The sequence below is a fragment of the Acidovorax cavernicola genome (genome assembly GCF_003581445.1).
In genome coordinates this window covers 1-20,964 of record NZ_QXMN01000014.1, presented here as the reverse complement: position 1 = coordinate 20,964, position 20,964 = coordinate 1, and the positions used below count along the sequence as shown (strand labels likewise).

Annotated in this window: 20 protein-coding genes; 10 read left to right on the top strand and 10 right to left on the bottom strand. The window is 67.6% G+C overall.

Annotated features, from left to right (window positions below):
• Positions 1 to 67 precede the first annotated feature (67 nt).
• Entirely contained in the window at positions 68 to 1,024 is a 957-nt protein-coding gene (gene thiL / locus D3H34_RS13315; RefSeq protein ID WP_119553941.1) for a thiamine-phosphate kinase, read from the top strand.
• A 15-nt stretch (positions 1,025 to 1,039) separates the two neighbouring features.
• Here the strand turns inward: thiL and D3H34_RS13310 are convergent, their stop codons facing one another.
• Positions 1,040 to 1,705 carry a DUF3053 domain-containing protein gene (locus tag D3H34_RS13310; RefSeq protein ID WP_167481192.1) on the bottom strand — a complete coding sequence of 222 codons (666 nt, stop codon included), beginning with the start codon at positions 1,703 to 1,705 and terminating at the stop codon, positions 1,040 to 1,042.
• A 120-nt stretch (positions 1,706 to 1,825) separates the two neighbouring features.
• Complete coding sequence (locus D3H34_RS13305; RefSeq protein WP_119553939.1) at positions 1,826 to 2,725, bottom strand: LysR family transcriptional regulator; 900 nt, start codon at positions 2,723 to 2,725, stop codon at positions 1,826 to 1,828.
• 105 nt (positions 2,726 to 2,830) lie between these two features.
• Here D3H34_RS13305 and D3H34_RS13300 point away from each other — a divergent pair, with 105 nt between their 5' ends.
• Positions 2,831 to 3,850 carry a Bug family tripartite tricarboxylate transporter substrate binding protein gene (locus D3H34_RS13300; protein WP_119553938.1) on the top strand — a complete coding sequence of 340 codons (1,020 nt, stop codon included), beginning with the start codon at positions 2,831 to 2,833 and terminating at the stop codon, positions 3,848 to 3,850.
• 19 nt (positions 3,851 to 3,869) lie between these two features.
• Positions 3,870 to 5,582 (top strand): FAD-dependent oxidoreductase, encoded by a 1,713-nt coding sequence (locus tag D3H34_RS13295; protein WP_119553937.1) that lies wholly within the window; start codon positions 3,870 to 3,872, stop codon positions 5,580 to 5,582.
• Between the two features lie 116 nt (positions 5,583 to 5,698).
• On the opposite strand, the gene D3H34_RS13290 is transcribed toward D3H34_RS13295, so the two are convergent.
• A complete protein-coding gene (locus D3H34_RS13290) occupies positions 5,699 to 7,162 on the bottom strand; it encodes an MFS transporter (protein WP_119553936.1) in 1,464 nt (487 codons plus the stop codon).
• A gap of 192 nt (positions 7,163 to 7,354) precedes the next feature.
• On the opposite strand from D3H34_RS13290, the gene D3H34_RS13285 reads away from it, so the two are divergent.
• Together D3H34_RS13285 and D3H34_RS13280 are read left to right on the top strand one after the other, a co-directional pair.
• Positions 7,355 to 7,867, top strand: coding sequence for a phosphatidylglycerophosphatase A family protein (locus D3H34_RS13285; protein WP_286185684.1), 513 nt, complete (start codon positions 7,355 to 7,357; stop codon positions 7,865 to 7,867).
• A gap of 5 nt (positions 7,868 to 7,872) precedes the next feature.
• Positions 7,873 to 8,394 carry a CinA family protein gene (locus tag D3H34_RS13280; RefSeq protein WP_286185683.1) on the top strand — a complete coding sequence of 174 codons (522 nt, stop codon included), beginning with the start codon at positions 7,873 to 7,875 and terminating at the stop codon, positions 8,392 to 8,394.
• A 30-nt stretch (positions 8,395 to 8,424) separates the two neighbouring features.
• Here the strand turns inward: D3H34_RS13280 and D3H34_RS13275 are convergent, their stop codons facing one another.
• Positions 8,425 to 9,615, bottom strand: coding sequence for an Acg family FMN-binding oxidoreductase (locus tag D3H34_RS13275; RefSeq protein WP_286185681.1), 1,191 nt, complete (start codon positions 9,613 to 9,615; stop codon positions 8,425 to 8,427).
• Positions 9,616 to 9,798: 183 nt separating this feature from the next.
• Positions 9,799 to 10,563 carry a helix-turn-helix transcriptional regulator gene (locus tag D3H34_RS34675; RefSeq protein ID WP_167481190.1) on the bottom strand — a complete coding sequence of 255 codons (765 nt, stop codon included), beginning with the start codon at positions 10,561 to 10,563 and terminating at the stop codon, positions 9,799 to 9,801.
• Positions 10,564 to 10,703: 140 nt separating this feature from the next.
• Here D3H34_RS34675 and D3H34_RS13265 point away from each other — a divergent pair, with 140 nt between their 5' ends.
• Genes D3H34_RS13265 through D3H34_RS13255 form a run of 3 tightly spaced genes read left to right on the top strand, consistent with a single transcriptional unit; the run spans position 10,704 to position 12,426 of the window.
• Complete coding sequence (locus tag D3H34_RS13265) at positions 10,704 to 11,594, top strand: LysR family transcriptional regulator (RefSeq protein ID WP_119553930.1); 891 nt, start codon at positions 10,704 to 10,706, stop codon at positions 11,592 to 11,594.
• A 20-nt stretch (positions 11,595 to 11,614) separates the two neighbouring features.
• A complete protein-coding gene (locus D3H34_RS13260; protein WP_119553928.1) occupies positions 11,615 to 12,112 on the top strand; it encodes a nuclear transport factor 2 family protein in 498 nt (165 codons plus the stop codon).
• On the top strand, positions 12,109 to 12,426 hold the full coding sequence (locus D3H34_RS13255) for a GNAT family N-acetyltransferase (protein WP_119553927.1): 318 nt from the start codon (positions 12,109 to 12,111) through the stop codon (positions 12,424 to 12,426). Before D3H34_RS13260 ends, D3H34_RS13255 begins: the two co-directional genes overlap by 4 nt.
• A gap of 105 nt (positions 12,427 to 12,531) precedes the next feature.
• Here D3H34_RS13255 and D3H34_RS13250 read toward each other — a convergent pair whose 3' ends face one another.
• Positions 12,532 to 13,713: an MFS transporter gene (locus D3H34_RS13250; RefSeq protein ID WP_119554085.1), complete on the bottom strand. Its 1,182-nt coding sequence runs from the start codon at positions 13,711 to 13,713 to the stop codon at positions 12,532 to 12,534.
• Positions 13,714 to 13,807: 94 nt separating this feature from the next.
• Positions 13,808 to 14,602, bottom strand: a complete 795-nt coding sequence (locus D3H34_RS13245; RefSeq protein WP_119553926.1) for a YecA/YgfB family protein — start codon at positions 14,600 to 14,602, stop codon at positions 13,808 to 13,810.
• 69 nt (positions 14,603 to 14,671) lie between these two features.
• On the opposite strand from D3H34_RS13245, the gene D3H34_RS13240 reads away from it, so the two are divergent.
• Entirely contained in the window at positions 14,672 to 16,372 is a 1,701-nt protein-coding gene (locus D3H34_RS13240; protein WP_119553925.1) for an FMN-binding glutamate synthase family protein, read from the top strand.
• On the top strand, positions 16,369 to 17,292 hold the full coding sequence (locus D3H34_RS13235) for a BUD32 family EKC/KEOPS complex subunit (RefSeq protein ID WP_119553923.1): 924 nt from the start codon (positions 16,369 to 16,371) through the stop codon (positions 17,290 to 17,292). Before D3H34_RS13240 ends, D3H34_RS13235 begins: the two co-directional genes overlap by 4 nt.
• A gap of 61 nt (positions 17,293 to 17,353) precedes the next feature.
• On the opposite strand, the gene D3H34_RS33925 is transcribed toward D3H34_RS13235, so the two are convergent.
• From D3H34_RS33925 to D3H34_RS13230, 3 genes are all read right to left on the bottom strand, one after another.
• Positions 17,354 to 17,836 carry a hypothetical protein gene (locus D3H34_RS33925; protein ID WP_147400422.1) on the bottom strand — a complete coding sequence of 161 codons (483 nt, stop codon included), beginning with the start codon at positions 17,834 to 17,836 and terminating at the stop codon, positions 17,354 to 17,356.
• A complete protein-coding gene (locus D3H34_RS33920; protein WP_147400421.1) occupies positions 17,829 to 20,144 on the bottom strand; it encodes a M23 family metallopeptidase in 2,316 nt (771 codons plus the stop codon). Before D3H34_RS33920 ends, D3H34_RS33925 begins: the two co-directional genes overlap by 8 nt.
• Positions 20,145 to 20,152: 8 nt before the next feature.
• Positions 20,153 to 20,964: DUF2345 domain-containing protein (locus tag D3H34_RS13230; RefSeq protein ID WP_147400420.1), on the bottom strand; the 812-nt coding region annotated here is incomplete at its 5' end.

Below are 20,964 nucleotides of genomic sequence, written 5' to 3'. Positions count from 1 at the left end.
GTTCGCGGTAGAACGTGGGCGAACGGCCGGGGCCGGTGATGCGCCATGTCGTTATGCTCTCGCACCCATGGGTGAATTCGACCTGATCACACGCTATTTCAAACGTCCCGCCACGCGCTCGCCGCTGGGCGTGGGCGACGACTGCGCCTTGCTCGCGCCGGCCGCGGGCATGCAGCTCGCCGTCTCTTCCGACATGCTGGTGGAGGGCCGCCACTTTCTCTCGACCGTGGCGCCGGCCCGCCTGGGCCACAAGGCGCTGGCCGTGAACCTCAGCGACCTGGCCGCCTGCGGCGCCAAGCCGCTGGCCTTCACGCTGGCGCTGGCGCTGCCCGGCGTGGACGAGCCCTGGCTCGAAGGCTTCTCGCGCGAGCTGTTCGCGCTGGCCGACGCGCACGGCTGCGAGCTGGTGGGCGGCGACACCACGCGCGGCCCGCTCAACATCTGCATCACCGTGTTTGGCGAGGTGCCGGCCGGCGGCGCGCTGCTGCGCTCGGGCGCGCGCGCGGGCGACGATCTCTGGGTGAGCGGCTCGCTCGGCGACGCGCGACTGGCGCTCGAGGTGTTTCGCGGCACGATCGCGCTCTCGGCCACGGCCTTCGACGCGGCCCGCGCGCGCATGGAGCAGCCCACGCCACGCGTGGCGCTCGGCCAGGCGCTGCGCGGCATCGCCACCTCGGCGGTGGACGTGAGCGACGGCCTGATCGGCGACCTGGGCCACATCCTCGCGTCCAGCCGCGTGGGCGCCACGCTCGACGCCGACGCTGCCACCGCGCTGATCGCACTCGACACCACCGGCCTGCCCACCGAGGTGCTGCGAACCTGTGCGCTCTCGGGCGGCGACGACTACGAGCTGGTGTTCACCGCGCCGGCCTCGGCCCGCGCGGCGGTCGAGCAGGCCGGACAGGCGAGCGCCACGCGCGTCACGCGTATTGGCCGCATCGAGGCCGATGCGGGCTTGCGCATCGTGGATGCGAGCGGCGCGCCGGTGCCGCAGCGCTTCGGCTCGTTCGACCACTTCGTCTAGGGCAACAGGCCCTGATCACGAGCCGCGCATCACCGCGCGCATCTTGTCCTGCGCGGTGTTGATGGCGGCCGACTGGCTGCTCAGCTGCTGCACCATCTTGTTGAGTTCGGTCCCCACCGCCGGATCGGTCACGGTGAGCGTGGCGCCGGAGACCTGGAGCTTGGACTTGTTCTTCTCCATGAAGTCGCCAATGGCCAACGCACTGTCGAACACGGCATCGAGCGCGGGAAACACCTCCTTGAAGGTGGCGGCAGGCGTCGTCACCGTCTTCTCATAGGCCTTGCCATAGACCTGCTTCAGGTCGTCGGGCTGTTTGAGTTGTGCGCGCGCCGCATCGGCCTTGGTCAATTGCTGATCGAGCGCGGTGCGCAAGCCGCCCAGGCCCTCCTTGGCGGCCTTGAGATCGTCACGGCGTGCCGGCAGGTCGGCCAGCGAGCGCAGCGCGCCCTTGGCCATGATCTGCGTCATCGGTTGGCTCACCGACCGGTTCATGCCTTCGTTGAAGTCGGTGATCACCGCGTAATGCTGCGCGTAGTCGCCGAACGAGGTCTTTTCTTCGGCGGTGGGCGTGGGCACGCGCAAGCCGGGCTTGTCGAGCACACGGGTCTGCAGGTAGGTGATGAAGGCGGTGCGCTGTTCGGCCTCCTTGTTGCCGCAAGCCACGAGCAGCATCGAAAGCATCAGGCCGAGCGCCAGGTGCAGCCATGCCGAAGAGAAAAGGGATCGGGTGGTCGTTGTCATGGGCACCTGCTTTCGTGAGAAGAAGCGACCGGCCAGCATACGACCGGCCCGCGTCCACGGCTACTGCAGGCTCTTCTTCAGCGCCTCGATGAACGCCCGCGCCGCCGCCGACAGCGAGTGGCCGCGCTTGGTGACGATCGAGATGTCGCGCGCCACGCGCGGCGCGCTGAGCACCTTGACCACGAGCACCGGGTTCTTCTCGGCGCGCGCGAAGGCCGACGGCATGATCGACGCACCCATGCCGGCTGCCGTCATCCACAGCGCGGTGGACAGGAAGGACACCTCGTTCACCACGTCGAGCGTCACGCCGGCCTCCGCCGCGGTGCCGTCGATCAGCGGACGCACGCCGTAGCCGGGGCGCACGGTGATGACCGGGTGGCGTCCCAGGTCGGACCAGCGCACCACGCGCGCGGTGGCCAGCGGATGGTCGGTGCGGCACACCACGGCGAGGTGATCGCGCATGAGGCGCTGCACCTCGACCTCGGGGCCGGGCCGCTCGGGCGTGCCGATGCCGAAGTCCACGTGCTCGCCCAGGATGCGCGAGATGAACTGGTCGGGCGCGCAGTCGTTCACCAGCACGCGAACTTTCGGGTGCTGCGCGTTGAATGCGCGCAACGCATCGGGCAGCAGGAAGCCCGCGAGCGTGGGCGTGATCGCCAGCGTCACGCGCCCGCGTTCGAGCGTGGCGAGTTCGCGGAAATCGGCCGACAGCGAATCGACGTCGCGCAGCACGCGCTCGACGGTGGACATCATCTGTTCGGCCGCGGCGGTGGGCTTGAGCGCGCGCGTGGTGCGGTCGAACAGGCGCGTGCCCAGGCCCTCCTCGAGCTGGCGGATCAGCATGCTCACGGCCGACTGCGTGACGAACAGCCGCGTGGCCGCGGCGCCCAGCTTGCGCAGCTGGTAGACGGCGAGGAATGCGCGCAGCTGGCGGATCGTAGGACTGAAGTTCGTATTCATCAGAAAATTTGAAAAATCATTCGGAATTTCTTGATTTACGAATGAATCCTGCCATCGTTCAATCTCCGATCAAAGCGAAAACACCGAATTCAAGGAGAGGCCCGAATGACAGCACCCATCGCCCGCGGCATGCGCGCGTTTCGTGAGCGACGCAGGCGACTGCTGTGGGCCGCAGCAGCCGGTGCGCTGCTGGCCGGCTCGGCCCTGGCGCAAGCCCCCGCGGGCGACTTCCCCACCAAGCCCATCCGCATGGTCGTGACCTTCCCGCCCGGCGGCAGCGCCGACGGCGTGGTGCGCATGCTGGTGCCGCGCCTGAACGAGAAGCTGGGCCAGCAGGTGGTGGTCGACAACCGTCCCGGCGCGGGCGGCAACGTCGGGCTGACGCTGGTCGCCAAGGCGCCGGGCGACGGCTACACGCTGGGCGTGGGCGCGGCGGGCGCGCTGGCGGCCAACGTGAGCCTGTACCCGCAGATGCCTTTCGATCCGCAGAAGGACCTCAAGCCGGTGGGCATGCTGGCGGCGATTCCGTTCGTGCTGGTCGGCCATCCCTCGGTGGCCGCGAAGACGCAGCGCGAACTCATCGCGCTGGCCAAGGCGAAGCCGGCCTCGCTGTCGATCGGCCACGGCGGCAACGGCACGGCCATGCACCTGTCGGCGGCGCTGTTCAACCAGATGGCGGGCACGCGGCTGGTCGAGGTGCCGTACCGGGGCTCGGGCCCGGCGGCGCTCGATGTGCTGGGCGGGCAGATTCCGCTCGCGGTGGTCGACCTGCCGTCGTCGCTGCAGCAGATCCGCGCCGGCAAGCTGGTGGCCTTCGCCGTGACCAGCCCGCAGCGCCTGCCGATGCTGCCCGAGGTGCCGACGGTGGCCGAGGCCGGCCTGCCGGGCTACGACTCGACCGGCTGGTTCGGCGTGGTCGCGCCGGCCGGCACGCCGGCGCCTGTGGTGGCGCGGCTCAATGCCGAGATCAACGCCGCGCTCGCCGACGAGCAGGTCAAGACGGCGATGCGCGCGCTCGGCGTGGAGCCCGCGCCGGGCTCGGTGGAGTCCTTCGACAGCTACATCCGCGCCGAGACCAAGAAGTGGGCCCAGGTGATCCAGGACGCCCACATCAAGCTCGACTGAACGACAGGCTCACACAGACATGACGACGACCGCTGATACCTCGATGCAAGCCGACGTGCTGATCGTCGGCGCCGGCCCCGTGGGCCTCACGCTGGCGATGGACCTGGCCTCGCGCGGCGTCTCGGTGATCCTGTGCGAGACGCGCCGCTTCGCCGAACCGCCGAACGTGAAGTGCAACCACGTGGCCTCGCGCACCATGGAGCAGTTCCGCCGCCTGGGCGTGGCGCAGCAGCTGCGCGATGCGGGGCTGCCGGCCGATCACCCGAACGACGTGGTGTTCCGCACCTCGGTGACGGGCACCGAGCTCACGCGCATTCCGATTCCGTGCCGCCGCGACCGCTACACCGAGACCGAAGGCCCCGACGCGTGGTGGCCCACGCCGGAGCCGCCGCACCGCATCAACCAGATCTACCTCGAACCCATCCTGCTGCGGCACACGGCCGCGCTGCCGGGCGTGACGCTGCTCAACCGCACGCAGTTCGAGCGCTTCACGCAGGACGCGGACGGCGTGCGCGCGGTCGCCACCGACATGGACACCGGCGCCACGCGCAGCATCCGCTGCCGCTACATGGTCGGCTGCGACGGCGGCAGCTCGCAGGTGCGCAAGCAGATCGGCGCGAAGCTCGAAGGCACGGCCGTGATCCAGCGCGTGCAGTCGACCTTCATCCGCGCGCCGAAGCTGCGCGAGCTGATTCCCGGCAAGCCCGCGTGGTCGTACTACGCCATGAACCCGCGCCGCTGCGGCACGATGTTCGCCATCGACGGCCACGAGACCTGGCTGGTGCACAACCACCTGAACGCCGAGGAGCCGGAGTTCGACTCGGTCGACCGCGACACCTCGATCCGCGAGATCCTGGGCGTGGGCCCGGACTTTCACTACGACATCATCAGCAAGGAAGACTGGGTCGGCCGGCGCCTCGTGGCCACGCGCTTCCGCGAAGGCCGCGTGTTCCTCGCGGGCGACGCCGCGCACCTGTGGGTGCCGTATGCGGGCTACGGCATGAACGCCGGCATCGCCGACGCGCTGAATCTTTCGTGGCTGCTGGGCGCCTGCGTGCAGGGTTGGGGCGACGAGGCCATCCTCGATGCCTACGAGGCCGAACGGTTGCCGATCACCGAGCAGGTGTCACAGTTCGCGATGGACCATGCGCAGAAGATGATCCGCGCGCGCCGCGCCGTGCCGTCCGACATCGAGGCGCCCGGACCCGCGGGCGACGCGCTGCGCGCCGAGATCGGCCGTGAGGCGTATGCGCTCAACGTGCAGCAGTTCTGCTGCGGCGGGCTCAACTTCGGCTACTTCTACACCGGCTCGCCGATCATCGTGCCCGACGGCGAGCACCGCGCGCCGCCGTACTCGATGGGCGAGTTCACGCCGTCCACCGTGCCCGGCTGCCGCGCGCCGCATTTCTGGCTGGCCGACGGGCGCTCGCTGTACGACGCCTTCGGTCCGGGTTACACGCTGCTGCGCTTCGATCGCAGCGTGGACGTGCGCCCGCTGGAGCGCGCCGCCGCCGCCTACCGCATGCCGCTCACGGTGCTGGACATCGAGACCGCGAGCCTGCCCAAGGCCTACGCGCACCGGCTCGTGATCTGCCGCGCGGACCAGCACATCGCCTGGCGCGGTGCGCACCTGCCGGCTGACGTGTACGACCTCGTCGCCACTTTGCGCGGCGAATCGCGCCGCGAGCGTGGCCGTCGGCGAGCCCTCGCCTGGGAAGGCGTGCTGGCCTGACCTGGTACTCCCCCAGGCTTCGCGCACTTCGTGTCGCTTCGCCAACCCCCTCGCCGGGGGCGACACCTGCGGCCCGGCAAAGCCGGTTCCGCGGTGTCTCGCGAAGGGCGCGTGCGCTATCGCGCTGACGCGCGCCGCGCCAACCAGGCCGCGACTGCAGGCGCCAGCGCGAAGATGGTGAACAACCAGATCGCAGCAGAGCGTGCGCCGTCCACGCCGCCCGGCACCGTGAGCCCCGCCGCGTTCGCCACCAGCCCGGCCACGGCCGCGCCGACGGCCATGCCGTAGAGCTGCACGGTGGTGATCGAGGCCGAGGCCAATCCTTCCTGGCCGCGCGGCGCGAGCGCCATCACGCGCGTCAGCAGGTGCGGCCAGCCGATGCCCACGCCGAAGCCGACAGCGGCCAAGGCTATCGCCACGAGCGTGGTCTCGACAGGGGCGCCGAGCGCGCCCGGCGTCGGCAGCAGCCACGCGAGCGCCAGCAGGCCCGCCGTGCAGACCACCGGTCCGGCGTGCAGCATGCGGTCGGCGCCCGCGCCGCTGCGGCCTGACGAGAGCAGTGAGCCGATGCTCCAGCCGCCCGCCATCGCCGCCGTGAGGTAGCCCGCCGCGAGCGGCGTGTGGCCGTGCAGCAGTTGCAGGAAGTAGGGCACGAAGATTTCGGTGGTGGTGCCGATGAGCAGCAGCGCCACGCTCGCGTAGATGGCGCCCAGCGGCGTGCCGAGCACATAGGCGCCGGTCGGCAGCAGGCGCACGGCGCCTGTGCTCTGCGCATGGCGGTCGATGCGGGTGGCGGCAAAGCCGATGGCCAGGCCCAGCATCACGCCCACCGCCTGTCCCGCCAGGCCGGGCCAGAAGCCGCTGGCCGCGATCACCAGCACCGACAGCGCCAGCAGCGCGATCTGCGGCGCCGGCACGCGCGGCATCTGCGCCGGACGGTCATGCCGGATACCGGCCGCGGGCCGCAGCTGCACCGTCACCAGCAGGGCCTGCGCCGTCGCCACCGGCAGCAGCGCCCAGAAGGCCCAGCGCCAATGACCGGCCTGCGCGAACAGCCCGCCCACGGCCGGCCCGCACAAGGTGGCGACGCCCCACATGCCCGACACCAGCGCCACCGCGCGCGGCCACAGCCGGGGCTCGAACACGCGCTGGATCAGTCCGTAGCTCAGCGCGGCCAGCAGGCCGCCGCCCAGGCCCTGCACCGTGCGCCCCGCGAGCAGCCACGGCATGGCCGGTGCCAGCGCGCAGCCCACCGAGCCGGCGGTGAACACGGCCAGCGCCGTGAGGCACGCGCCACGCGGTCCGCGCGCGGCCAGCAGCCGCACCGACAGCGTGGCGCCGAGGATCGAGCCGACCACGAACAGGGTCGTGCTCCAGGCATACCAGTCGAGCCCGCCGATCTCGCGCACCACCGAAGGCAGCACGGTGGTCACGATGTGGACGTTGACCGCGTGCAGCGCCACGCCGCCGGTCAGCGCCAGCGCACGCCAGCCGTTGCGGCCGCTGAACAGCTCACGCCACGCGGCCGTGGGCGGCGGCGCGCTCGGGGCGGCATCGAGGGAAGGGGAAGAGGACGACATGGGAACGAAGCAGAACGGAAAAGGAGCCTGGATACTAGGCGGCGCCCCTCAATTAAACAAGTTATGTCTTTGATAAATAAAAACTACAAGGCGCCGCCGCCGGCAGGGATGCGCGACACTCCGGCACCGATGCAAGCCGTTTCTCCTCTCTCGAATCCCTCGCCCGCCACTGGCGCTCTGCCGCGTCCCCCGATGCGCCGACCCACATTCCGCTTTCTGCTCTCGCACCCGGCGCACTTCATTGCGCTGGGCTTCGGTTCGGGCTTGTCGCCTTTCGCGCCCGGCACCGTCGGCACGCTCTGGGCCTGGGCCGCCTTCGTGGTCATGCAGCTGTGGTTCACGCCCGCGACCATCGGCTGGATCATTCTGGCCGGCCTGCCGATCGGCTGGTGGGCCTGCACGGTCGCCGCCCGGAACATGAACGTTTCCGACCCCGGCGCCATCGTGTGGGACGAGGTGGTCGCCTTCTGGCTCGTGCTCTGGCTGGTGACGCCGGCCGGGCTGTGGGCGCAGGTGATCGCCTTTGCGCTGTTCCGTTATTTCGATGCCGCCAAGCCCGGACCGGTGGGCTGGGCCGACGCCGTCTTCAAGCCGCGCGACCCCGAGCGGGTGCAGTGGTGGCGCGCGGGCTTCGGCATTCTTCTGGACGACCTGGTGGCGGCCTTCTGCACGCTGCTGGTCATTGCGCTGTGGCGCGCATGGTGAACCCGATGGAGCCTTCCATTTCCGCAGTTCAGGCCTTGGCCGAACAGGACATTCCCGCGCTCGTCGCGACGCTGGCCGAGCGCCTGCAGGCCAGGGGCTGGATGATGGCCACCGCCGAAAGCTGCACCGGCGGCCTGATCGCCGGCGCCTGCACCGACCTGGCGGGCTCCAGCGTGTGGTTCGAGCGCGGCTTCGTCACCTACTCGAACGCCGCCAAGACCGAGATGCTGGGCGTGGACGCTGCGCTGATCGAGGCCCACGGCGCCGTCAGCGAGCCCGTGGCGCGCGCGATGGCCGAGGGCGCCATCGCCCATGGCGCACCGGCGCGCGCAGCCGTCGCCGTGACCGGCGTGGCCGGCCCCGCGGGCGGCTCGCCCGACAAGCCGGTGGGCACCGTGTGGTTCGGCTGGTCGGTCGACGGGCAGGTGCGCACCGAGCGCCGGCGTTTCGACGGCGACCGCGCCGCGGTGCGCGCGGCCACGGTGCACTACGCGCTGCAGACGCTGATCCAGCTGCTGCCGCGCTGAGAGCGCCTCGCTCGCCGCTCGGGCGCTTCTTCAGGCCTGCATGAAATCGCCGACCGGCCGGCGCGGCGCGGGCGGCACCGGCGCCATCGGAAAGCCCAGGCGGCACATCATCTGCACGGTCGGGCTGCGCGCATGGCGCGACGGTGCGGCGCCGATCAGCATGTCGTGCGCCGCCGCGTAGTGCGGCGCCATCTCCGGAAACTCTTCGAGCGGCTGGCTCATGGGCTGCATGCCCAGGCCCAGGTCGGTCGCGCGCAGCTGCTGGCGCACGTAGGCGCGGCCCGCGGCGATCTGCTCGCTGTGGCTGTTGCCGCTGGTGCTGATCCAGACGAAGCCCATCGCGGTGTGGGCCTGGTCCTCGAACATCCGCAGCGTCTGCCGGAAGGAGAGGCTGTCCTCGGCCGCCGGCACTTCGCGGTCGAAGCGCCCCAGCGCGACCGCCATGCGCATCGCCGGATCGTTGAGCGAGAAGCCGTCGCGGTGCGCCAGGATTTCCTGCGGCCCCACGCGCAGCATGCGCAGGTTCTCGCGCGCGGTGTGGGGCGTGACCAGCTCCACGCGCGCCGCCGCGGCGCACAGCTTGCGCAGCGGCAGCACGCGGGCCATGTCGACCGTGCCGGCGGATTGCACGCTGCTGCCCGCACTCGAGGCCACGACCGCGGTGAGCCCCTGCAGCATGTCGGCCGACACCGCGCGCCCGGTGTCGAAGCGCTGCTTGGGCGTGCGCCGGCGCAGCACCTGCGCGAACAGCGGATCGGGCGTGCCGCCGCGCGACAGCGTCAGGCGCGCCACCGGCAGGTGCGGCCATTGCTGCGGCGCGCCCGCCAGCTCGCCCTGCGGCCACAGCTGCACGCGGGCCTGCACACCCTGCTGGGCCAGCGCCATCACCAGCAGCTCGATGAACGCGCCGTGGCCGATCATCAGCTGGCGGCCGAAGGGATCGGTGGCGGGTTGCACGCGTTCCCGGTCGGTGTACAGCACGATGGCATCGGGCTCGCGCAGGTCGACCAGCCAGGGCTGGCCGTTGTAGGCCGTGGGCGCGGTGACGGCATAGGCGACGGCGCGCTTGCGCACATCGGGCTCGTCGCCGGGGCCGTTCCAGATCTCGAAGGCGGCAGCCGGCACATCGGCGTGGAGCCACCAGGTGGCCAGCGCTGCCGCGCCCGCCGCCACCGCGAAGCCGCCTCCCAGCAGGCGCACGAAATCTCTGCGTTCTCTCATGGGCTCGATTCTTTGAAGCATCGGGCGTGTTACACAATGGCCGGGACCTTCAACTCCGATATGCAGAAATGAATAGGTCCGGGCATCCCGACAGCCTGCCCGTGGCCGATTGCAGCACCGCCCACCACGGCCTCGCGCAGACCCCTGTCGTTTCCGACAGGGGGAGGGCGGTCCGGGATCAGTTCAAGGGACGAGCAGGCCCAGCGCCACGGCCCGTGCGCAGGTGGCGGAGCGGCCCTGTGTGTCGAGCTTGCGGGCGGCACCCACGAGGTGGAAGTACACGGTGCGCTCGCTGATGTGCAGGATCTCGGAGATCTCCCAGGTCGACTTGCCGACGGCCACCCAGTGCAGCACCTCGCGCTGGCGCGCACTCAGCACCGGCACCTTCGCATCGCCCTGCAGCCGGCGCACGGTCGAATGCAGGCAGGAGGCGAAGTAGCTCATCGGCGCCAACGTCGCGCGCAGTTCGCGCAGGTCGGCGGTTGCATCGGTGGTCAGGGTCATGAAGGCCCAGTCGATGCCGGGCGTCCACAGTGGCACGGTCAGCCCCGCCTTCAACCCGTGCTCGCCGGCGCTTCGCAGCAGGCCGCGTGCGCGCTGCCCGATGTCGGCGCGCGTGTGGCTCACTTGCCCGAGCCAGCTCCACGCGGTGGCCGGCATGCCGGCGCGCACATGCTGCACGCGGGCGTCGGCCTGTTCGCCGGCGCTGCTGCGCAGCGACTCGTAGCGGCTGCGAACCCATGCCTGGGGCAGCTCGTGGAAGAACAGCAACGCGTCCTGCGCGGGCGCATCGGCACGGGGCGCGGGCACCGGGCGCTTGAGCACGTAGGCGCCGTGGTTGAAGCCCATCGCCCGCATCGCGCGCCGGTTGACCTGCGCGACCTCCTCGAGCGTGCGGGCGGCCATGACGGCCTCGACGAACTGCCAGTCGTTGATCACCTCGGCCATGGATGCGTCCCCTTGGGTTGTGTGCGCGGGGCGGGGCGACTGACTGTTAGGATATTTTTTCTGCACCCACCGCCAGGGCGCCGGCCCTGCGGGAACCGGCATCGGGGGCGCATGTTAATGCGGGACACCCGCCAACGCCTATGAACCCCGACCTTCAGTTCGACTGGCGACTCGTCCGTTCCTTTCTGGCGGCCCTCGACCACGGCAGCCTGCTGGGCGCGGCGCGCAAGCTCGGCGCGAGTCAGCCGACGCTGGGCCGGCACATCGCCGAGCTTGAGGCACAGCTGGGCGTGGTGCTGTTCGAGCGCACCGGCCAGGGCCTGCGCCCGACCGCCATGGCCACGCGGCTGGCGGAGGCGGCCCGCACCATGGAAAGCGGCGCGCTGGCGTTGTCGCGCAGCGTGTCGGGTGCCAACACGGCCATGGCCGGCTCGGTGCGCATCTCGGCCAGCCAGGCCACGGCGCGCCAGATGCTGCCCAGCCTGCTGGTGCGGATGCGCCAGGAGCTGCCCGACATCCAGGTCGACCTGGTCTCGACCAACGAGATCAGCAACCTGCTGCGGCGCGAGGCCGACATCGCGATCCGCATGTCGCAGCCCACCACGGCCAGCGTGGTCGCGCGCCGCATCGGCACCTTTGCGCTCGGCGCCTTCGCCCATTCCGACTACCTGCGCCGGCGCGGCATGCCGCGCCAGACGAGCGACCTGCTGCGCCACGACGTGCTGGGCTACGACAGCATCGACACCATCATCCGCATGTCGGCCCAGCTGGGCACGCCGCTGCAGCGCGAGGACTTCTGCTTTCGCACCGACGACATGGGTGCCTACTGGGAGGCGCTGCGCCAGGGCATGGGCATCGGCTTCGTGAGCGAGTCGCTCGCGCACAGCGACACCGGCGTGGTGCGCGTGCTGCCGCAACTGAAGATCCAGTCGCTGCCGGTGTGGCTCGCGGTGCACCGCGAAATCCGCACCGACCGTCGCATCCGCGCCGTCTACGACTTCCTTGTGCGCAACATCCCGGCGATGATCTGACACCACCACCGCGAGGCCCCATGACCGCAGCCACCCACGCCCCGACCATCGAGCGCTTCTACAGCGCGTTCTCCCAGCTCGACGCCGCCACCATGGCCGCCTGCTACGCGCCCGACGCGGTGTTCGACGACGAGGCCTTTTCGCTGCGCGGGCGGCGCGAGATCGGCGGCATGTGGCGCATGCTCTGCGACGCCACCAAGGCCAAGGGCGCCGACGTGTGGCGCCTGAGCTGGCGCGACGTGCAGGCCGACGGCCGCACGGGCAGCGCGCACTGGGACGCCCACTACCGCTTCAGCGCCACCGGCCGCCTCGTCGACAACAGCATCGACGCGCGCTTCACCTTCACGCCCGACGGCCTGATCGCCACGCATCGCGACAGCTTCCCGTTCTGGACCTGGTCGCGGCAGGCGCTGGGCACGCCGGGCCTGCTGCTGGGCTGGACGCCCATGCTGCGCAAGAAAGTGCGCGCCACGGCTGCCGCCAACCTCGCCACCTTTCTTGCACGCCAACCCTCATGACCACTTCGACCGCACTCACCTTCACGAACAACGAAGCGCAGCACCGCTACGAGGCCGCGCTCGACGGCAAGCTCGCGGCCTACGCCGAATACAACCTGCTGACCGACGCGATCATGTTCACGCACACCGAGGTGCTGCCCGAGCATGAAGGCAAGGGCGTGGGCTCGGGCATCGCGAAGCACGTGCTCGACGAGGCGCGCGCCAAGGGGCTGCATGTGATTCCGGTGTGCCAGTTCATTGCGGGCTACATCCGCAAGCACCGCGAGTACGCCGACCTCGTGCGGGCCGACGTTCAGCGCGCCTTCAAGATCTAGAACCAGGCTCGCCCCCAGGCTGCGCGCACTTCGTGTCGCTTCGCCAACCCCCTGCCGGGGGCAACACCTGAGGCCCGGCAAAGCCGGTTCCTCGGTGTTCCGCGATCAGGCTGTGGTGGACTTGGGTGCGGGCAGCCACGCGAAGGCCGCGATGCCCATCACCAGCAGCGCGGCGATGGTCGCGAGCACGGCGGTCAGCGGATCGGCGCCGTGCGCCGCCGCCACCGATGCCGCCACGCCCGTGCCCCATTGCATGAAGGCGACGCCCAGGAACATCGCCATCGTGAAGACCGCCATCGCGCGGCCCGTGAGCGCGGCCGGGTAGGCCACCCGCACGTCGGCGTACTGCCAGACGATGAAGCCCGAGAGCACGCCGATCAGCACCATGCCCGCGATGTCGAGCCAGGCGGAATGCAGCACGGCGATGAGCGCGAACAAGCCGGCGTAGACGATGCCGCAGGCCACGATCCAGCGGCGGCGCGAGGCGCCATCGCGGTCGAGGCGGCCGAACAGCGGCGAGCCGAACAGCGCGATCACCGACACCGCGAGCGCGACGTTGCCGCTTTGCACCAGCGAGTAGCCGTGGCGCTCCATCATCAGCGGGCCCAGCCACAGCCCGCGCAGCGAGATGAAGGCCGCGTACGTCACCGCGCCCAGCACCATGATGCCCAGCGTGTGCGGCATCGCGAACAGCGCGCCGAACTGGCGCACCGCCTCGGGAATCGACTCCTTCTTCTGCGGCACCGCTGACGCGGGCTCGTGCACCCAGCGCCAGATCGCAAGCCAGGCCAGTGCCGAGGCCAGCGCCAGCACGAGGAAGCCGGCGCGCCACGAGAACGCCTGCACCAGCCACGCGAGCGGCGTGCCCGTGGCCAGCATGCCCAGGCCGCCGATGGCCAGCACCATGCCCGACACGGTCGCAAAGCGCGCCGCCGGAAAGTGCCGGGCGATGAATACCGTGCACACCAGGAAGGCCGGCGCGCAGCCGACGCCGATCAGCGCCTGCCCGGCTACCAGCACGAGGTAGTTCGGCGCCACCGCCGACAGCAGCGCGCCCGCGATGGCGACCGGAAACGCCACCAGCACTGTGCGGCGCACGCCATGCAGGTCGATGCCGATGCCCATGAAGAGCTGCATCGCGCCGAACGCAAAGTGAAAAGCCCCCGAGAAGATCCCGAGGGCCTGGGCCGACAGATGAAAGTCCGCCTGCAGCGGGCTCGCCATGATCGCGCCGACGGTGCGGAACGCCTGGCTCAGTGCGACGCCGGCGCACAACGCAAGAACCATGACCCACGCCGCGCGCACGGTGAGGGGCTCGGAGGCAGCGTGCTGCGCCGGCACGGCGGCACTCATGCCGGGAGTACCGCAGACAGAGGTGCGTTCATGCCCCGTGGCACTTCTTGTATTTTTTTCCACTGCCACAAGGGCACGGGTCGTTGCGGCCGGGTTCGGCTTCCTTGCGGATGGTCTCGACCTTCGGGCCCAGGCTCTTCCAGAGCTGGCGCAGGTCGTACACCGCCCAGATTGCGGCGCCGAAATCGTCCAGGCGCTGCTGGCTCACGCTCGGCGGGCCGTTCTCGTCGTACATCGACAGCGTGGGCTTGGCCGTGTCGTCCTCGGTCAGCGCGACGATGTTGTCGAGCGCGTCGTCGAGCATCTGCGCGGCTTCCTTGTCGCGCGGGGTGGCCCAGTCTTCGGGCCAGTTCTCGACCGCGTACATGAAGCCCAGCGCCCAGACCTGGGCGAACGAGGGGATCTCTTCGCCGGCCATCTCGGCGCGTTCTTCCTCGGGCAGCGAGGCGATGGCGCCGCGCGTGTCGAGCACCTCGGGCTGCCAGCTGCGTTCGTCCTCGAGCGTTTCGACCGGGGCGTCCAGGCCTTCCTCGATCTCGCGCCAGCGGCGCTTCCAGTTCCAGACGAACTCCATGTGCTGGGCCGGCACGAAGTTGTCGCCCAGCAGCACGGGCCAGTATTCGGTGGGGTCGATGGGGCGGCGCGTGCAGATCAGTGCGGCCATGAAGCCTTCGCAGAACTCCCACTGGGGAATTTCCTCGTCGTGCTCGCGCATGGCGTCGAGCGCGGTGTCGAGGGCGTCGAAGTCGTCGGGGCCCAGAGGTTGTTGGGGGGCAGCCGCGAGGGCCGAAGGGGTATCGGGGGTGTCTGGGGTGGTCGTCATGGCAGCAGTCATGGCAGGTTTGGGGCAGCCCTCTATGATGCAGCAGGCTCCCGCCGACATCTGATGACTATGCCCACGATTATTCCGTTTCCTGCACGCTACAGCGCGTTCGCCCTGTGCGTGCTCGGTCTGGTGGCCTGCCTGGCCATGGTCCTGGTCTCGCCGCACCTGTGGCTCGCCTGGATCGGGGTGGCCGCTTTCGCAGCGCTCACGGGCACAGGTGTGCACGATCTGCGCCAGTCGCGCCATGCCATCCTGCGCAACTACCCGGTCATCGGGCACCTGCGCTTCCTGCTGGAATTCATCCGGCCGGAGATCCGCCAGTACTTCATCGAGAGCGACGCCGAGGCCGCGCCGTTCTCGCGCGCGCAGCGCTCGCTGGTGTACCAGCGTGCCAAGGGCGAGCCCGACAACCGTCCCTTCGGCACTCAGCTCAACGTGTCGGCCTCAGGCTACGAGTGGATCAACCACTCGATGCAGCCCACCAAGCTGGACGGGCACGATTTCCGCATCGTGATCGGCGGCACGCCGCAGCCGGCCGATGCGAATCCGGCGCAGGTCTGCACGCAGCCGTACAGCGCGAGCGTGTTCAATATCTCCGCCATGAGCTTCGGCGCGCTGTCGGCCAACGCCATCCTCGCGCTCAACCAGGGCGCGCAGATGGGCGGCTTTGCGCACGACACCGGCGAGGGCTCGATCTCGCAGCACCACCGCGTGCACGGCGGCGACCTCATCTGGGAAATCGGCTCGGGCTACTTCGGTTGCCGCAACGACGACGGCACCTTCAACGCCGAGCGCTTCACTGCCAACGCGCGCGACCCGCAGGTGAAGATGATCGAGATCAAGCTGAGCCAGGGCGCCAAGCCCGGCCACGGCGGCGTGCTGCCGGCGGCCAAGGTCACGCCCGAGATTGCCGCGGCGCGCGGCGTGCCGGTGGGCGTGGACTGCGTCTCGCCCTCGTCGCACAGTGCCTTCTCCACCCCGACGGAGATGATGCATTTCATCGCGAAGCTGCGCGAGCTGTCGGGCGGCAAGCCGACCGGCTTCAAGTTCTGCCTGGGCCACCCGTGGGAATGGTTCGGCATCGTCAAGGCGATGCAGGCCACCGGCATCACGCCCGACTTCATCGTGGTCGACGGCGCCGAGGGCGGCACCGGTGCGGCGCCGGTCGAGTTCAGCGACCACGTCGGCGCGCCGTTGCAGGAAGGCCTGCTGCTGGTGCACAACACGCTCATCGGCGTCAACCTGCGCCACCGCATCAAGATCGGCTGTGCCGCCAAGGTGATCACCGCCTTCGACGTGGCGCGCATGATGGCGCTGGGTGCCGACTGGTGCAACGCGGCGCGCGGTTTCATGATGGCGCTGGGCTGCATCCAGGCGCAGAGCTGCCACACCGGCCACTGCCCCACGGGCGTGACCACGCAGGACCCGGTGCGCCAGCAGGCGCTGGTGGTGCCGACCAAGGCCGACCGCGTGCGCAACTTCCACCGCAGCACGCTGCACGCGCTGCAGGAGCTGGTGCAGGCCGCAGGGCTCGACCATCCGCAGCAGATCACCGCACACCACATCGTGCGCCGCATCTCCGACACCGAGGTGCGCCTGCTGAGCAACCTGGTGATGCAGGTGCAGCCCGGCGCCCTGCTCGGGCCGCTCGACGACCAGCACAACGTTTTCCGCACCTACTGGCCGCTGGCCAGTGCACAGAGTTTCCAGCCCGTGACGCAGGGCCCGTACGGGCTGGCGGCGTCGGGCTTTGCCATGGCCGCATGAATCCACTGAGACGAGGAGGCGCCGCGACGCGCCTGCACAGCCAACGGGGCGCCGCATCGGCGCCCGCGCCGCTCGATGACGCCCCGGCGTCGCCCCCATCCGCGCCCGGCGACTACGCCGAGTTCCTGCGCGTCACCCTGCCCAGGCAGGCCAAGAACGTGGCCAGCCACCGCTTCGGCAGCGAGCGCGTCTGGCTCAAGAAGGCCGGCCCGCGCCACGGCAAGTGGGGCTACCGCGTGATGGCGCTGGCCGCGCGGCTCGCCGGGCTCGACGTCATCAAGCCCGTGCCCAACCCGGGCGGCGAGGCGGCCATCGCCACCGAAGCCCGCCGACTGAAGCAACTGGCCGACGCGGGCCTGCGCGTGCCTCTCGTGCTGGCGCAGCAGGCCGACGGGCTGCTGATTTCCGATCTCGGCGAAAGCGGCCGCGCCACCGTGGTGCTGCAGGAGCGCATCGACCAGGCCGCCGCCGCAGGCCCTGCCGCGCTGCTCTCCGTGTGGCGCGAAGGCCTGGCCGCCATCGCCGCCGTGCACGTGTGCGGCCAGCACCTGAGCCAGGCCTTCGACCGCAACCTCGTGCAGTGCCCCGACGGCGTGATCGGCTACATCGATTTCGAGGACGACCCTTCCGAGGTCATGACCCTGGCCGAATGCCAGGCCCGCGACTGGCTCAGCTACCTGCACTCCACGGCCATGATGCTCGAAGCCGCTGCGCCACAGGCCGCAGGGCAACACTGGCATGCGGCGCTGAACGGCGTGAACGAGGAAGTGCGCGAGCGCATCGCGAATGCGGCGCGACGCATGAAATGGGCGCAGAAGCTGCCGGCCAGCCGGCGCTGGGGGCGGGATACGCAGCGCGTGCGGGCCGTGGCGCGGTTGTTGGGGCAGTGGTATCTGGCGGGGGCTTCGGCGCGAGCCTAGCGCGCGGCCTTTGGATCAAGCGTTGAGTATCGCCATCAGATCGGCTTGCGGATGAGGATGTCTACTTCGCGTTGATGACGGGCATCCCGTCACATGTCTCTTCCGAAAAGCTCTCCGGGTCGTAGGACTCGCTGGCGTATTTTCGAGCGCCAGTTTTCAAATTGATGAAGAACGACAGGTTCGTGTGGATCAGTGCCCAGTCGCCTGATCGGGGATAGCGAACCTCTCTGACACCACCTCCCAAAATCCCAGAGTAAATCACTTTTTTCTTGCGTATTTCGATCAATGAGAGGTAGGCGGCCTGAGGTGCTTCATTTGAGGTTTTCTTGGGGCTGCCCCAGACAAGGACGTTGTTTTTTCGGCAATTTGCTTTGGCTTGAGAGATTTTTTGATTCAAGTGATAGGTGTGTGTCCCATTTTCTGTTTTGATTGTAATTTTTGACTCGTTCGAGATGGAGATTTGAGGGGTAGTGTTTCTTGCGTGCGATATGGGGAAGTTCGCGCAAAGAAAGGCTAGTATAATCAAAAAAGATGATTTATTCATCGCCTAATATTGAGTAGGAATTTTTTGTTTCATTCCATCTCACAGTGGATGGCGGCTTCTCCCCAGGGTTCACCCGTCGACTGACGGCGTTTGAGGTGGCCTCACTGATTCCTGCATCGGCCTCTGCCGGAATTTGATGTGTGACACAGTAGTAGCAAGCCGTGTCCACTGCGCTGAATGAATCATCTCCTGCCAGCTGTGGATCAGAGATGATCGGGCCGGGTGTTCCGGGCTTCAAAAACCAATTCTTGTCATAAGACGAAATGGAAAGCCAGCCGCGATAAATCCAATACATCGAATAATTGAATCTGCCTGTAAGTTGCTTCATCCCGCGACCACGGAATTTTATGCCATCTCCGGCGTCTGTATTTCCCAATATCTTGTTGCCTTCATATTTGACGGTGTTTGAAAAATAGGATAATTGAGTTGAGTTTGATGGGGTGATTCTTAAATATCCGTTGTGCTCTGGTTGAATGGATATGTGATTGTTTCTTATGGCAATATCGGTCCTGACAGAAATCTCTCTGACTATCATGAAGTAGTAGCTCTCGCGGGCGGCTTGTCCAAAGAAATGGGCCGCCCGTTCGGGAGTGTTTAAGGAGTATTTTCGGAAGGCTCTGTTAATGGGGAGTCGATAGATATTTTTGTATTCAAGAGATGTCTTGTTGACGGATTTGTAGATTGATTCCGAGTAGATTTGTGCAAGCTCCGATTCGGAAAACCATCCGCATTGTCTGAAGAATGCAATAAATTCGGTGGGATGAAATCTCCAGTTGGCCTGTATGTAGGCTGCCGGCAGATCTGAGAAGCTCATTGACTTGAGGTGTTTTACAAATTTTTCCCAGTTGCTGGGAGTCTCCAACTTGTAGCCCTCATCTTGTGTTCTTAGCCACTGGTGGCGAGCTTCGATGCTGTTCTGATCCCATTCGCTGGGGAACTTGCAGATGACCCTCCGCAAGGAGCGTCGAAGTACCGACGCGCCCAAACGCTTGGCCAACATTCGGCGCTCCTCGCTTTCCACAATTTTTTCAGCCTGCCCATGTGTCGCCTGAGGATCGCGCAGCAGACGGCGTAAGCGATAGGACTCGCACAATTGATTCATTGGCTTGGGGTCGTCGTCATAGCAGTTCCAACTCGCCACGGGAAGGAAGTCCGCATCGCTGAATTTGAAGCTTCCTTGAGCGTTCAAGTCAGCCCATACCGAGCCTGTAGCAGTCGGAATCCTGCGCCAATGGGCGGCGTTTGCTGGCAGTGGATCCCGTCCGGTGCCATGGCCCAAGTTGCGGCCAAAGCGCAACAGTTCATACCATCCACTGGGACTGCTGGAGGCTTGCGTCGCTGCATCAAGGCTCTTGTGGCGATCGGTCGCTTGCTTGTACAAGTTGTACTCGTTATCTGACTCAAACTGGCCTTTCCTTAGCGTGTTGGGCAGCATGGAGTCCGGGTTCCGCAATGAGGTGCCGATGGGAATGCCGTGGCAGTCATAGCTGCGCAAGATTGAATCACCGCGTTCGTACCGGATCTCCACCCACAGCGGCTCCTGCAGCGTGTTTGGCACCACATGATCCGTGGCAGCGCTGGCGCCGCCGCGCGGCGTACGTACATGAGTTGTCGGCCTGCTAACACTTGTCGGTGTACTGGCGCTCAAGTAGATGAAAGTGCTGCCGAAGACTACGTCGGTACGCCCATCGGCTGTTGGCGTGATAGCCGGCGCATGTTCCTGCCAACCCGGTGCACGATTCAAGATGTGCCGCAGACTATCGGTGTCACAGGAGATCTCGAAGTGAATCTGTCCCGGATGGCTGTAGATGCAACCAGGTTTCCCTAGCGGGGCTTTGCGCCGAATGTCGAGGGGCTTGTTTCCTGATTTGACCTCGGCTACGGCAAGCTCCGACAAATGCATGTAGAGACTGTAGAAGGTAAAGGATGTTGGTGTCGCCGCCGCGTTGTTGCTGGCACCAATCTCCGAGCTATGCCGAATGATGACGATGCCGTTATCGCTCCATTGGGGGCCCTCGGGACTGTAGTTTTGGGGGTCGGCAGGATCGGTGTTGGGCTTCGTTCCAGCCTTCGCGAAGATGATTTGTCCATCTGCCACAGCACGCACCGAGGCGTAGCCGGCGCCTTCTCGCGGGGCTTGGATATGGACTCCGTTGTGCCACATCAGCGATGCACTCACCGGAAATGATCCCTCGAGTGCCGAAGTTCCCGGCGCACGACCTGCGGGTTGAGACATGGCGAAGTCGACCCACTCGGCATCGATCTGGTTGACTGGACGCGGGGGCAGGAATGGCGGGCTGATGATCATGGGGGCTCCTATAGGGAGAGAAAGTGGCCACCGTCTTCCGTCGCGTTCTTCCCGGAGAACTCACCTCGCGGGAAGATCACGTCAGGCACCTGCCGGCTCATGGGCCCGACCTGCGCATGCAGTGCCGCATGCTCCTGCCAGGTGCCGGCCGTGCCGTGCTGGATGCCGCTCTCGCTCCACTCCGAGTAGCTGCCCCCGCCGATGATCACGACCTTCTTCTTCGCGGTGATGTGCAACTCGCCTTCCACGCTCTTGATGACGACGTCCTTGTGCGCAACCAGAATCAGCTCATCGCGGTGCGCCTGGATCTCGATCGGGTCTTCGCTTGCGATGAGCTTGATGCCCTTCTTGTGCGTGAACGCGCGGATGCCTTCGGCTGCGCTCGCCAGCCAGCGCTTGGCAGTGCTGATGGAGGTGTGCCCCTGGCTCGTGAAGCCGGCGTGCTCTCCGGTGTGCAGATGGATGCTGCCCGGCGTGCTGGTCTCGATGCCAGCGGGGCTGGCGAGCACGAGGTGTGGCTCGTTCAACTCAGGGAAGCGGCCATCTTTGTTCTGCGTTTCCTTGCCGTGAATGGCGTCGTTCTGCGCCTTCAAAGCCTTCTGCACGAGGTCTTGATCAGCGCCTTGCTCTTGCGCCTTGTGCACCTGCGCTGCTTCGGCCAGCGCGTCGTGCTGATCTTGCGCAGCCCCCAGTCGTTGGGTTGTTTCCCCCATATCCTTGGCATGGTTTGCTGCGTTGTTTCTGGCTTCCGTGGTGACGAGCATGCCGTCCTGCGCCCGCAACACCCCATGCCCGTCAGTCCTCAGCTCAAAGCCCTCAC